At 37.8% G+C, this 12,550-nt stretch carries 13 protein-coding genes and 1 riboswitch; of the genes, 2 read left to right on the top strand and 11 right to left on the bottom strand.

All coding sequences use genetic code 11. The annotated features are described in order from the left end of the window. Nucleotides 1-10 precede the first annotated feature (10 nt). From tpiA to ACPC58_RS00890, 11 genes are all read right to left on the bottom strand, one after another. The gene (gene tpiA / locus ACPC58_RS00940; RefSeq protein ID WP_418127136.1) at nucleotides 11-763 is read right to left on the bottom strand and encodes a triose-phosphate isomerase; all 753 of its coding nucleotides are present in this window, start codon (nucleotides 761-763) and stop codon (nucleotides 11-13) included. Nucleotides 764-938: 175 nt separating this feature from the next. Then, entirely contained in the window at nucleotides 939-2,135 is a 1,197-nt protein-coding gene (gene tuf, locus ACPC58_RS00935) for an elongation factor Tu (RefSeq protein WP_434064970.1), read from the bottom strand. Nucleotides 2,136-2,257: 122 nt separating this feature from the next. Continuing rightward, nucleotides 2,258-4,006, bottom strand: coding sequence for a glycoside hydrolase family 13 protein (locus ACPC58_RS00930; RefSeq protein WP_434065036.1), 1,749 nt, complete (start codon nucleotides 4,004-4,006; stop codon nucleotides 2,258-2,260). Nucleotides 4,007-4,154: 148 nt separating this feature from the next. Then, nucleotides 4,155-4,574, bottom strand: a complete 420-nt coding sequence (locus ACPC58_RS00925; RefSeq protein ID WP_434064969.1) for a hypothetical protein — start codon at nucleotides 4,572-4,574, stop codon at nucleotides 4,155-4,157. Nucleotides 4,575-4,630: 56 nt separating this feature from the next. Next, complete coding sequence (locus ACPC58_RS00920; RefSeq protein WP_434064968.1) at nucleotides 4,631-4,951, bottom strand: hypothetical protein; 321 nt, start codon at nucleotides 4,949-4,951, stop codon at nucleotides 4,631-4,633. Between the two features lie 21 nt (nucleotides 4,952-4,972). Continuing rightward, nucleotides 4,973-5,212 carry a sigma factor regulator N-terminal domain-containing protein gene (locus tag ACPC58_RS00915; protein WP_434064967.1) on the bottom strand — a complete coding sequence of 80 codons (240 nt, stop codon included), beginning with the start codon at nucleotides 5,210-5,212 and terminating at the stop codon, nucleotides 4,973-4,975. Then, nucleotides 5,193-5,696: an RNA polymerase sigma factor gene (locus ACPC58_RS00910; protein WP_434064966.1), complete on the bottom strand. Its 504-nt coding sequence runs from the start codon at nucleotides 5,694-5,696 to the stop codon at nucleotides 5,193-5,195. Before ACPC58_RS00910 ends, ACPC58_RS00915 begins: the two co-directional genes overlap by 20 nt. A gap of 123 nt (nucleotides 5,697-5,819) precedes the next feature. Then, on the bottom strand, nucleotides 5,820-8,516 hold the full coding sequence (ppc, locus tag ACPC58_RS00905) for a phosphoenolpyruvate carboxylase (protein WP_434064965.1): 2,697 nt from the start codon (nucleotides 8,514-8,516) through the stop codon (nucleotides 5,820-5,822). A 25-nt stretch (nucleotides 8,517-8,541) separates the two neighbouring features. Continuing rightward, on the bottom strand, nucleotides 8,542-9,756 hold the full coding sequence (gene ftsW / locus ACPC58_RS00900) for a cell division peptidoglycan polymerase FtsW (RefSeq protein ID WP_434064964.1): 1,215 nt from the start codon (nucleotides 9,754-9,756) through the stop codon (nucleotides 8,542-8,544). A gap of 143 nt (nucleotides 9,757-9,899) precedes the next feature. Continuing rightward, nucleotides 9,900-10,265, bottom strand: a complete 366-nt coding sequence (locus tag ACPC58_RS00895; RefSeq protein ID WP_434064963.1) for a DUF4430 domain-containing protein — start codon at nucleotides 10,263-10,265, stop codon at nucleotides 9,900-9,902. Next, nucleotides 10,262-10,753: a hypothetical protein gene (locus ACPC58_RS00890; RefSeq protein ID WP_434064962.1), complete on the bottom strand. Its 492-nt coding sequence runs from the start codon at nucleotides 10,751-10,753 to the stop codon at nucleotides 10,262-10,264. Before ACPC58_RS00890 ends, ACPC58_RS00895 begins: the two co-directional genes overlap by 4 nt. Before the next feature lie 138 nt (nucleotides 10,754-10,891). Between ACPC58_RS00890 and ACPC58_RS00885 the strand changes: the two genes are divergently transcribed. After that, nucleotides 10,892-11,737, top strand: coding sequence for a glycoside hydrolase family 25 protein (locus ACPC58_RS00885; RefSeq protein WP_434064961.1), 846 nt, complete (start codon nucleotides 10,892-10,894; stop codon nucleotides 11,735-11,737). Nucleotides 11,738-11,760: 23 nt separating this feature from the next. Then, a riboswitch (TPP riboswitch) is annotated at nucleotides 11,761-11,857 on the top strand. A 58-nt stretch (nucleotides 11,858-11,915) separates the two neighbouring features. Then, on the top strand, nucleotides 11,916-12,464 hold the full coding sequence (gene thiT / locus ACPC58_RS00880; protein ID WP_274504647.1) for an energy-coupled thiamine transporter ThiT: 549 nt from the start codon (nucleotides 11,916-11,918) through the stop codon (nucleotides 12,462-12,464). Nucleotides 12,465-12,550 lie beyond the last annotated feature (86 nt).

Here is a 12,550-nt window from a genome sequence, read left to right as displayed (position 1 = left end):
TTTTCATATATTAGAAGTTCAACAAAGCCAAGAAGCTTTCTGCTTCGAGTGATGCACCACCTACAAGGGCACCGTCAACGTCTGGACAAGCCATATACTCAGCAATATTTTCAGGTTTTACTGAACCGCCGTATTGAACACGTACTTTGTCAGCAACTTCTTGACCAAAGTCAGCTGCAACAACATCGCGAACTGCTTTACACATTGTTTGCGCATCATCTTGAGTAGCTGATTTACCAGTACCGATTGCCCAGATTGGTTCGTAAGCAATTACCAATGAAGCGACTTGCTCAGCTGATAAACCTTTCAAAGCTGCAGAAACTTGAGCTCCTACGAATTCAACTGCTTTACCAGCTTCGTAAGTTTCAAGAGATTCACCACAACAGATGATTGGAGTCATTCCATTACGGAAAATTGCATGGGCTTTCTTGTTAATATCTTCGTCTGTTTCATGGAAGTAATCACGACGTTCAGAGTGACCGATAACAACATAGTCAACGCCCATTTCAGCTAATACTTTTGGAGAAGTTTCACCAGTGAAGGCGCCTGCATCTTCAAAGTAGCAGTTTTGAGCAGCAACTTTCAATTCAGAATCTTTAGCAAACCACAAGAGAGCGCTCAAATCTACAGCTGGAGCTGCGATAGCTGCTTCAATTTTATCGCCTGCAGGCAATTTTCCTGCAATCGCCTCAACGAAAGCTTGTGCTTCTTGAGGGTTTTTATTCATTTTCCAGTTACCGGCAATGATTGGTTTACGTGACATTTCACATACCTCTTCTTTTTTATTTTACAAGGTTCATTATAGCATAATCTCAGCGAAGATTAAAGAATTTCTGTGTATTTTATGAATACTTACAGAAAAACTCTCTACCACCTGGTAGAGAGTTACAATTTTTGTTGTCTGACAAATAATTGTTAAATCTGGGAACTCAATCGAATTAAGCTTCGATTTCTGTAACCATACCTGAACCAACAGTACGTCCACCTTCACGGATAGAGAAAGTAGTACCTTGTTCAACGGCGATTGGGTGGATCAATTCAACGTCGATAGTAACGTTATCACCAGGCATTACCATTTCAATACCTTCTGGCAATTTGATTGAACCAGTTACGTCAGTTGTACGGAAGTAGAACTGTGGACGGTAGTTGTCGAAGAATGGAGTGTGACGTCCACCTTCTTCTTTAGTAAGGATGTAAACTTCACCTTTAAATTTAGTGTGTGGGTTGATTGAACCTGGTTTAGAGATAACTTGACCACGTTCGATTTCATCACGTTGTACACCACGAAGAAGCACACCAACGTTATCGCCGGCAAGACCTTCGTCAAGTTGTTTACGGAACATTTCAACACCAGTAACAATTGCTTTAGTTTTTTCTTCTTTAAGACCAACGATTTCAATTTCGTCGTTAACACGAACTGTACCACGGTCGATACGTCCTGATGCTACAGTACCACGACCAGTGATTGAGAATACGTCTTCGACTGGAAGCAACAATGGTTTGTCAGTGTCGCGTTCTGGTTCTGGAATGTACTCATCAACAGTGTTCATCAATTCCATAACGATGTCTTCGTACTTAGTGTCACCTTCAAGCGCTTTAAGAGCTGAACCTTTGATAACTGGAAGATCATCACCTGGGAAATCGTATTCTGAAAGAAGGTCACGGATTTCCATTTCAACCAATTCAAGCAATTCTTCATCGTCAACCAAGTCAATTTTGTTCATGAAGACGATAAGGTGTTTAACACCAACCTGACGTGAAAGAAGGATGTGCTCACGAGTTTGTGGCATTGGACCGTCAGTTGAAGCTACTACAAGGATCGCACCGTCCATTTGGGCAGCACCAGTGATCATGTTTTTAACGTAGTCCGCGTGTCCTGGAGCGTCGATGTGAGCATAGTGACGTTTTTCAGTTTCGTACTCAACGTGTGCAGTGTTGATAGTGATACCGCGTTCACGTTCTTCTGGAGCAGCATCGATAGACGCATAGTCTTTAGGTTGGTTAACTGATGAAGGCAAGCGACGTGCCAATACAGTTGTGATAGCTGCAGTCAAAGTAGTTTTACCGTGGTCAACGTGTCCAATTGTACCAATGTTAACGTGGGGTTTACTACGATCGTATTTTTCTTTTGCCATTTTGGTAAAAGCCTCCAATAAAATATATTTTATAGATAGACAGTAGGCAATACGGTCTAACTTTACCTTACTATTCTATCAAATTGTAGCAGAATTGCAAGCATTTTCTATCGTTTTTTAATTTATACCCCTTCTACAAGGGCTACTCCCCCCGCTTGTAACACTTTTTTTAGTCCAATTCCCTCTATACCATTGGCTAAAATGACTTGCTGATCTCCTGACAGGGGCACTGACATTTCCCCTTGGTTGAAATAGATGGTAAGTGACCGATTGCCATCCTTATAAGTCATGAGAAGTAACTGATCTTCCGTAGACTGAAGTGAGAATGTTCCTGTCAAAATAAGATGTTGATAAGACTTCCTTAGGTGAATCATTTCTTTCACAAATGCTTGTAACTCTTTGTCCTGCTGTTCTTCTTTCCAAGGCATAACCCTACGACAATCTGGATCTTCCCCACCAATCATCCCAACTTCTGTTCCATAATAGATGCACGGACTTCCTACTTGGAAGAACAGAGCAACCAAGGCTGATTTTACTGCATCCGTATTTCCATTGGCTGTCGTCAAAATGCGTTCTGTATCATGTGAATCTAAAAGATTAAATAACACTTCTCTTGACTGTTGACGATAGGTGAACCGCTGACTATTCAAGGAAGCGAGGAATTCATCACATGTTTGTTCTCCCTTGAGGAAGAATTTTTTTATTGCGTTGGCAAGCGGATAATTCATTACTGAATGGTGCTCGTCTCCAATCAGCCATGATTGAGCACTATGCCAAATTTCTCCTAGAATAAAAAAATCGGGTTTGACAGATAGAACTGTCTTACGGAATTCTTTCCAAAATTGATGATCAATCTCATTAGCTACATCCAAGCGCCAGGCATCGATGTCACATTCCTCAATCCAATACCGTGCAACACCCAAAAGATAATTCCTCACTTCGGAGTTTGATGTATTGAGTTTGGGCATTTCTCCATGAAAGGCAAAGGTCTCATAATGCAGATTTTCTTTACCATCATGAACTTCAACCAATGGAAACCGATCAATGTGAAACCAATCTCGATAAACTGATTGCTCTCCATTTTTAAGGACATCCTGCCACTGCTTAGATTGATAACCAATATGATTAAACACAGCATCTAACATGACCTTAATGCCACGGTTATGAGCTTCCTTAATCAGCTCCTTCAAGTCGTCAGTAGTACCAAATTGAGGATCAATTTGATAGTAGTCACTCGTATCGTACTTATGATTGCTCGGCGCTATAAAAATAGGACAAAGATACAAACCTGTGATGCCCAAGTCTTGTAGATAGTCTAAATGCTCAGTAATTCCTGCTAAATCACCACCAAAAAAATCACTTGTAGTTGGAGCCAAGTCTGGATTCCAATCTCTATACTCCTGTTTATTAGTATTTTTCTTTCCTCTAGCGAACCGTTCAGGAAAAATCTGATACCAAATTGTTTCCGAAACCCAACTTGGTACTTGACATCGATCAGCTTCATGCAAGTAAGGCAACTTGAAACCGTTCATAAATTGACTAATGTTATTACTTGTAGCATCCAGTGGACCAACATCTCCAAATAGAATCTGTTTCCCATCATACCCCGTCAATTCAAACAAGTACTGCAATCTGGCAAAATCAGCTCCGACTTCCACTTGCCAATAATCAAATAGCTGATCACTAGCTACAATTTCCATTTCTGTTTGGTATTGATAGCCTTGTTGGTAAAAAATAAAGGGGTCTCCATGGTGTACACGTATTGACTGTACATTATTCCTTTTGGTTCTGAAACGAAGATGAACCACATTTTTCTTATATAAATATGCATACTCTGAATCAGGACGATGAAAAAGAGCTGTCAATTCTATCATGATTGCTACCTCCTAGCCTACCCATTTTAACATTCTTCCAAAATTTATGCAAACGTTTTCTTTGTCTGGTGGTAACTATCGCATCAAAAAATATTCCCACGAAATGAAAAAAGGCATCCGTATAATTTCCTTACGGACGCCGATTCTATGTCTTTTTTGGAAGGTATGCAATTTCATACTTGAAGAAAGCTTTCCTTACTTTCGATACATTCAAATTCCTATCAACTAATACCCAATAGTCAAGTTGATAATAGGGTTGCATGGGTATAGAGGCCCCAATACTCGAAGCATATACCCACTGTTTCCCTTCAAATTGTCCGAAATCTTCTGCTTTACCTGTAAGGATAATTCCAGCAAATTCAAGTTTATTGATATCTTCTTGCTTAGTAAAATCAATTTCTCCGAATTTGTCTACATAGCTCTCTAAGATTCCTCTTGCTGAAGGAGACAGGCTATAGTTATTATATTCCAGCAAGATTTTCATAGCATTAATTGGACTTTTATATGGAAATTGCATATCTGAATATTCCTCTTGCGTTACTGCAACTACATCATCAGAATCCATTCCAAATATGCTGACCAAAGGCAGGTCTTCTACTCTTGTTTGACTGCTATTTGTTCCTATCCAATACCAATTTTTTTTTTGAGATTGCTAGGAATCATATCTTTTATTTCCCTAAATGTGTATTTCCTATCAAATGTAATAGCTATCTCGACCAATTGGCCCTGCATGTCTTTAACAAATGATAATTCATTTCCTACACGATTGTCAAGGCATTCGGTATTATAGAAAACTGGAATTTTGGAATTACTATCTTGATGATACTGATAGTCACCAGAGGTTAGCGGAAAGTATTGTCCAAAATTTGAAAAGATTCCATAAATACTATATTCTACCTCCAAATGCCCAAATGCAATTGGGACACCTGCAAGATTTTTCAATAATGAATAATCGATGTAACCTCAGACAATACCTGTCTGGTTCACGAAGGTCATATTTGGTTCTACATTGGGATAAGCCGCTTGAAAAGTTGCATCAAATAGTTCCTCTGCTTGCTTACTACGATAATCAGAAAAAATTCGTAATGCAAAAATTCCACTTACCAATAAAGTAAATACTAAGCAACTAGCGAGGAGAACTGTTTTCCACAGTTGTTTTCGTTTATTTTTCTTCGTTGCTATTTCAAAAGATTTCATCTTCATACCCTCTCTCTTTTAATAATTTCGCCACTTGTTTTCTAGCTCTAAACAGATGAATTTTTACCCAACTCTGACTGTAACCTAAAATATGCCCTATCTCCTTGACACTCATATTTTGAAAATAGTAAAGGTCAATCACAACCTTGTCTTGACTAGGCAACTCATTCACTGCTTGATAGAGCTCCTCATAGTTTTCTTGATCATATAGAACAAGCATATCTTGTCTGAAAAAATCTCTCTGAAGAATTTCATGATAGCGTTTGTCACGTCTGTACTTGTCAATATATGTACGGACTGCTGAACGATACAGCCAAGCTCGCATCTTTTCAAAAGGAAGGACAATATCTGATTCTAGAATTTTTACAAGCACATCTTGGGCAATATCCCGGCTATCCGCACGTGTCGCCCCTGATTTTTGCAGATAAAAGCAAATTTCCTCTGCAATGGCAAGAACTTCTTTTTCATAATCATCTATTTCGATGATCATCTCCTCCTTTCACTTATATAACGAATATCATCCGAAATGGTTACACACTTCCAAATTTTATTATACATTTTTAGAGCAGTAAAAAACAACCTCCGAGAAGAAGTTGTTTTCAATCAGTTAACATTAACCTGAATTACGAAGTCCTGTTGCGACACCGTTAATCGTAATATGGATGAGACTCTCTTGCTCCTTACTAAGCTCTCCACGACGGAGACGGTGAATCAATTCAATCTGAATATAATTCAACACATTGAAGTATGGCATACGATAGTCAAGACTGGCTTTAAGGAAAGGCAACTCTGCCAATAGTTCCTCATTTTGTTCAATAGATAGAATCATATTCTTGGTCAATTGCCATTCATCTAAAATGGTGTGGAAAATACTTCGCACTTCATCGCTTTCACACATTTTGGCATATTCAAAAGCAATATTCATATTAGATTTTGACAGTACCATATCAACATTCGATAAGAGCGAACGGAAGAAAGGCCATGATTCATACATTTTTTGTAATTTTGCCAAATTATTTGGGTCTTTATCCACAAAGCGTTTGAAACTAGAACCAACTCCATACCATCCTGGCAACATTACACGGTTTTGAGACCATGAGAATACCCAAGGAATCGCACGGAGACCACCTATTTCAGTAATTGTCTTACGCGCCGCTGGACGAGAACCAATATTTAAACTAGAGACTTCTCGAATCGGACTGGCCGCAAAGAAATAATCATAAAAATACGGATTATTGAAAACAAGGTCACGATAGATTGTGTAACTTTCAGAAACAATTTCATCCATTGTTTCACGATAGTTACCAATCTCATTAGGATCAGTAATCATTTGTGTTACCATACGATCCAAGGTTGCTGATACCAACATTTCAAGGTTATAGTAAGCTGCATCCTTATTTCCGTATTTATTACCAATGACTTCCCCTTGTTCAGTCAAACGAATCCGGTCTTTAATGGAACCGAATGGTTGAGAAGTAATCGCATCATATGATGGACCACCACCACGTCCAACTGTACCACCACGTCCATGGAAAAACGTAATCTTGATTCCATTTTCTTGACCAATTTTTGTCAGTTCATTTTGAGCCTTGTATAATGTCCAACCAGAAGAAAGGTAACCACCATCCTTATTTGAATCAGAATAACCCAACATAATTTCTTGATAGTGTTTATTGTCTGCAATCCAGCGTTTTGCCAAGTCCAATTGCAAGTACTGGCGCATGGTATCTGACGCATTATCTAAGTCTTCAATTGTTTCAAAAAGTGGAACAATCTGAACACGTGCCTTATCTGAATCAACCAATCCAACTTCTTTCAATAATACAGCTAATTCCAATAAATCAGATACACTTTCTGAGTGTGAAATAATATGTTGTTTGATAACTTCCTCACCCAGCTTATCCTTTAACTCCCTAGCTGCAGAGAAAATAGCTAATTCCTTCTCTAATTGCTCGGATTTTGGAACATAGGTTGCCGAGAGAATACGTGGATCTGTTTCTAGTTGTTTTAATAGGACATGACATTTTGCCTCTTCAGATAGACTAGAATAATCTTCAACGATGCGTGCAGATGCAAGTAATTCAGCAACACAAGCTTCAAGGATAGAAGAATCTTGGCGCATATCAATTGTAGCTAAATAGAAACCAAACGCCTCTATCGCCTCCAATAACTCAGCCAAGTCACCTTTGATTAATGCTGCAGACTTGTTGTCAATTAATGATTGTTTAATCGCTAGAACATCTGCTTTAAACTCACCAACATTTGCGTAGCGCACATCTGAAGCCTTATTGTAAACAAAGTAATCTTTTGTATTTGCCAGTTTCATCTGAATGTAGTGGAAGGCCCGACGATAAGGTTCGTTTTCACGATAAACCGAAGCATCCTCAGACAAATCAGCAAGATATTGCACAGCAGGACTAACCTTAGTGATGGTTGTAGAAAGTGAAAAATCACGATACAACTTTTCCAATTGCTGGTCATAGTAATTCATGATCACTTCGCACTGTGTTAAGGCTGATAGTCTCAAGGTTTCAGCCGTAACAAATGGATTTCCATCACGGTCACCACCAATCCACATTCCCATTGTAATGGGGCGAGGATTCATCAACTGAATTCCTTTTTCAGCGGCCAGACGTTTATATTCTCGTTGTAGTTTTGTAACTGCTTTGATGAATGAGGAATTGTAATACTCCATTACATTGGTAATTTCATTGGTTACCTTTAGTTTTTTCTCACGCGTCATTTCTGTCTGCATGATAATTTCAACATAGCAACGCAATTCATCTTCCCATTTTGTACGATTCAATAATCCCATCTTAACATCGCGGTAGCGACGCAAGAGTTCATGAATGTGTTTAGTTAAATTTAACATAGATTGACGTTGAACTTGTGTCGGATGGGCAGTTAATACAGGAACAACATTTAGTTTTTCTAAAATCTCCGCAGCATCTTCATGTTGAGATACCATATCAATGGTGGCTGAAATTTTCCCTAGATAATCTTTTCCAAGATTGTTTTGGTGATTGATTTCAAAAGCTAAATCGACATCTTCGGAAATATTGATTAATAAAGGTAGAACAGCAAAATACCTTGAAATATCTGCCAACTCTTCATTTGTCAATTGTCCAATAATCTGAATCAACTTAGAGTAATCATCTTTGACAGATAATTCTTCTAGCTGGCAAATAGCTGCAAATGTATCCTCAGACATCATTTCACGAGCCACATCTTGTAAGATATTCGTCAAAATCGTCACTTCTTCACGGATAGCTTCTTTATTGTTATAATTTTCTAGCTTTTGGATAGACATCTTTTCACCTCATATTTTTCATAAATTAGACTAAGGTTCTTTCAACTTCTTCTTCAATCAAACGACGTTTTTCTGTCGCATCAATATTTAAAACAAACCCAATTCCGATGGAAATAATCAAGAGACTAGAACCACCCTGCGACAAGAATGGGAAAGTTACACCCGTAGCGGGAATCAATCCAGAAATTCCTCCTATGTTGATAAATGTCTGAATTAAAAGCATTCCTGCTATACCAAGCGCCATCATCGAATTGAATGGACTGCGAGCACGAACACCAACTACAATGATGCGGATAATCAAAAAGAATAGTATAGCCAAAATGAGACTTGCTCCTACAAAACCAAGTTCTTCTATGACAATAGAAAAGGCAAAGTCTGTATGAGCCTCAGGCAGATAGCCTTTTTTCTCAATTGAGTTTCCTAAGCCAAGCCCAAGCCAACCACCATTACTCATCGCATAGTATGAATGAGTTAATTGCAAGCCTGAACTGGTAGCATTACCAAAGGGATCGAAATAAGCTGCAAACCGTCGAGCTATATAACCAAAAAGTGGAATTTTCTCAACAGTTTCTAATCCAAGAATACGAATGGTACCAAGTACAAGTCCGGAAGCAGCAACAATTCCTATCAAAGCGGTTGAGAACCATCGATAAGCGATGCCACTTACACTAATCATAACAACAATAATCAGGGTGATAATTGTAGCATTTCCCAAATCCGGCAGAGTGGCAACCAATCCAAGAAGTAGAAGGCTAATAACTCTCCAATCTGTAAACTCTCTTGGAATCCATCTTCCCTTAATCAAAGACAGGTAATCATATGTCCGAATATCAGATTGTTTCTTAGCAAATTCATGTGCCAAATACCAAATGATAATCAACTTCAAATATTCAGCTGGTTGGAGACTACCTATACCAGGAACTGGTATCCAACCATGCGCCCCATTTATGGGAGTAAACAAACGAGAAATAGCAAGTAGAACAATTTCAATAAAGATAACGGAATAGATAACTGCTTTTTTCCGCAAAAAACTAAGTTTCATACGATAAATCGTATAAATCGCAATCAAGCTAACAACCCAAAAGGCAGCTTGGTTAATCACCGTTCTAAATGGATTTCCCCCATTAATAATCTGTGTGGCACTAGTTGTTGAGTAGACCATAACCAATCCTATTATCGATAAAATAAAGTAGGGAATGAGTATGGAATAATTCAGCAAGTGTCGCTTATCAATTTTCATTTATATTCCAACCTTTTCTGGAGTATGCTTATTATTATAGCATACTTTGTATAAAAATACTTATCACTTTCTATAAGATAAACAGTAAACATTCGGAACCAGACTATTGAATTGAATAATAAAATGGCCGAAGCCATTATGAATTATTCAAACGTTTCAAGATAGAACTCAATCTCATCTCCGTCAGACACCTTTAGGTCATTTGCGCCTTTTTCAGCTAACTTTCCATTAACCTTATACATCCAATAGGTATTGGTACTGGTATCTTGACTGATGCCGTCAATCTTGGTTATTAAACCATTGTCTTCTTCAATGTCATGGTGAGCTTTTAAAATATTCATCACGTTATCACCTTGATTTGCCGTTACTTTTTGACGATTCACCTGATCTTTATTTGTAATTTGTAATGTGATATCAATTGTAGACCCGGATGTCTGGGACGATGTATTTGCACAAGCCCCCAACAAAAAGGTCAAGAAAAGAGTGAGTAAAATACTAATTTTTTTCATTTGTAAAATCTCCTAAAAATATGATGGATGATGGGATAAAATAATACGGTAGAGATCATGTGTAGACAATCAAAAACTATTCCATTTAACCAATAGATTATCGGATGAATTCCGAATTGAATTGCAGTGAGCAAACTAATGGACATGCCATAAATAAAAACAAAGCAACCAGCTACTAGGCTCTGCAGCCATAACGGAATTCTCTCTTTTAAGATTTGAGGGCGAATCAAAATCCACCAAATCAACTGAACGAGACCAAAACTGAGAACCTGCCATAGAACAACGACACCGAAACCAAACAATAAACCACTACCAATCATTGTCAGCCCCATCAAAATCCATCCTTCAAATAAGGTAAAATGGGAAAGACTCACTAAAAAAATAGCTGTTACAGGTTTTATGTTGGGAAATGCTCCAAATACTATTCTAAAAACAATTGCTAGCGCTGATAAAACAACCAATCGGGTTAATTTTTTTGTTGAGTACACCTCTTCCACCTATCTCATTTTGTTCTAAATATTAGCCTATCGTTTTCCTGTCTATAAGTCAAGAAAATCCTTTAAATACAATCTATCTTCAAACTAATTTATTTGATTTTTCCAATGATTTAGGGTAAAATTGGTTTGATGAGAAAGAAATTAAAACCAATCGTTGTTATCGGTTTCTTCCTGACCTTTTTTACCATCATTTTTATTTCTGGTGTGTATGGTAACAGAGCGACCGCCGGTAAAGAAACTACTATTACACAGTCAAATACTTATCCAACATCAATTGAGACAATTCCTAGTTCAAGCTACTATATTACCAATGCTCTTGAAATGAAACCTATTATCGACGTCTCAGCATGGCAACGTCCATCTGAGATTGATTATGATACACTTAGTCAAAATATTTCGGGAGCAATCGTTCGGATTCAAAGTGGCTCCCATACGAAGAATGAAAACACCGCTACTGATGAAAATGGTTTAGATAAAGCATTTGATACCCACATTAAAGAATTTCAGGCTAGAAATATCCCTGTTGCTGTTTACGCCTACGTTACTGGGAATAGTATTGATAGTATGAAAGAGGAAGCTCGTAGTTTTTACGAAGCAGCCAATAAATACAACCCCACCTTTTATTGGTTGGATGTTGAAGAACATACCATGGATGATATGAATGGTGGTGTCGAGGCTTTCAGACAAGAATTAGAATCTCTCGGTGCTAAAAACATTGGTATTTATGTCGGCATCTATTTTATGGAAGATCACAGTATCAATGTTGATAAATTTGATGCTGTATGGATTCCCACCTATGGCGTTGATTCTGGCTACTACAATGCTGCACCAAGTACTGATTTGGACTATGACCTCCATCAATATACCTCTCGAGGCTATGTGAATGGATTCGAGAATTATCTCGATTTAAATATTATTACTACTTTGAAAGATCCAAATGAAGTTTATCGAAAACTATTTACAACACCAGAATAAAATGATACAATTTTACTAATTACATATACACAAAGGAGTGCTTCGGCTGAGATCGCAATATGCGAAATCCTCGAACCTGATCTAGTTAACACTAGCGTAGGAATTGTGTGATTTATAGAACGATATTCTACTTCGCTATAAACACTCCTTTGCCTACTATATACAAAGGAGTCTTTTTATGTCACAATCCAAATTACATGTTCTCACTGAGATAGCTATCTTTTCTGCCATTGCTCTTGTCTTTGATAAACTCCCACTTTTTACTATGCCACAGGGTGGATCGGTATCCTTAGTCATGCTTCCTATTCTACTTCTTTCTCTCCGCCACGGTTGGTTAGTAGGCATCTTATCTGGCTTAATAGTCGGGACAATACAATTATTTTATGGCGGTTACTTTTTAAATGTTTTTCAAGTTTTTCTTGATTATGTACTATCTTACGCAGGAATTGGTATTGCAGGATTATTTGCACCAACTCTACATAGGAACACGACATTATCCAAGGCATCAATTACGATAATGTCAGCTAGTTTTTTAGGTGCTAGCTTAAGGTTTTTTGCCAATTTTTTAGCAGGAATTATCTTCTATGCTGACTACGCTCCTGCTGACACACCCGTTTGGATTTATTCCTTTACCTACAATATCAGCTATATACTTCCTTCAACAGCAATTGCTTGCATTTTACTAATTCTCCTTTATAAAGCAAGACCAAATTTCTTTCGTGGTTAAATAGATAATGAGGCTGGGCAAAAACTAGCCAGTAAATAAAAAACACAGATAGATTCAAGCTGATTTTGATGAAATTCAGCCGAACT

It is taken from the genome of Streptococcus sp. VTCC 12905, from assembly GCF_049893385.1.
GTDB classification, from domain to species: Bacteria; Bacillota; Bacilli; order Lactobacillales; family Streptococcaceae; genus Streptococcus; species Streptococcus suis_AA.
Note: the sequence above shows the minus strand (reverse complement) of the source record. Positions and strands in the feature narration are given on the sequence as shown.

Coding starts and splice junctions, on each gene's coding strand:
- ACPC58_RS00895 (WP_434064963.1), bottom strand. CDS start 10,265: ATGAAAAAAATTAGTATTTTACTCACTCTTTTCTTGACCTTTTTGTTG.
- ftsW (WP_434064964.1), bottom strand. CDS start 9,756: ATGAAAATTGATAAGCGACACTTGCTGAATTATTCCATACTCATTCCC.
- thiT (WP_274504647.1), top strand. CDS start 11,916: ATGTCACAATCCAAATTACATGTTCTCACTGAGATAGCTATCTTTTCT.
- ACPC58_RS00885 (WP_434064961.1), top strand. CDS start 10,892: ATGAGAAAGAAATTAAAACCAATCGTTGTTATCGGTTTCTTCCTGACC.
- tuf (WP_434064970.1), bottom strand. CDS start 2,135: ATGGCAAAAGAAAAATACGATCGTAGTAAACCCCACGTTAACATTGGT.
- ppc (WP_434064965.1), bottom strand. CDS start 8,516: ATGTCTATCCAAAAGCTAGAAAATTATAACAATAAAGAAGCTATCCGT.
- ACPC58_RS00915 (WP_434064967.1), bottom strand. CDS start 5,212: ATGAAGATGAAATCTTTTGAAATAGCAACGAAGAAAAATAAACGAAAA.
- ACPC58_RS00925 (WP_434064969.1), bottom strand. CDS start 4,574: ATGGATTCTGATGATGTAGTTGCAGTAACGCAAGAGGAATATTCAGAT.
- tpiA (WP_418127136.1), bottom strand. CDS start 763: ATGTCACGTAAACCAATCATTGCCGGTAACTGGAAAATGAATAAAAAC.
- ACPC58_RS00910 (WP_434064966.1), bottom strand. CDS start 5,696: ATGATCATCGAAATAGATGATTATGAAAAAGAAGTTCTTGCCATTGCA.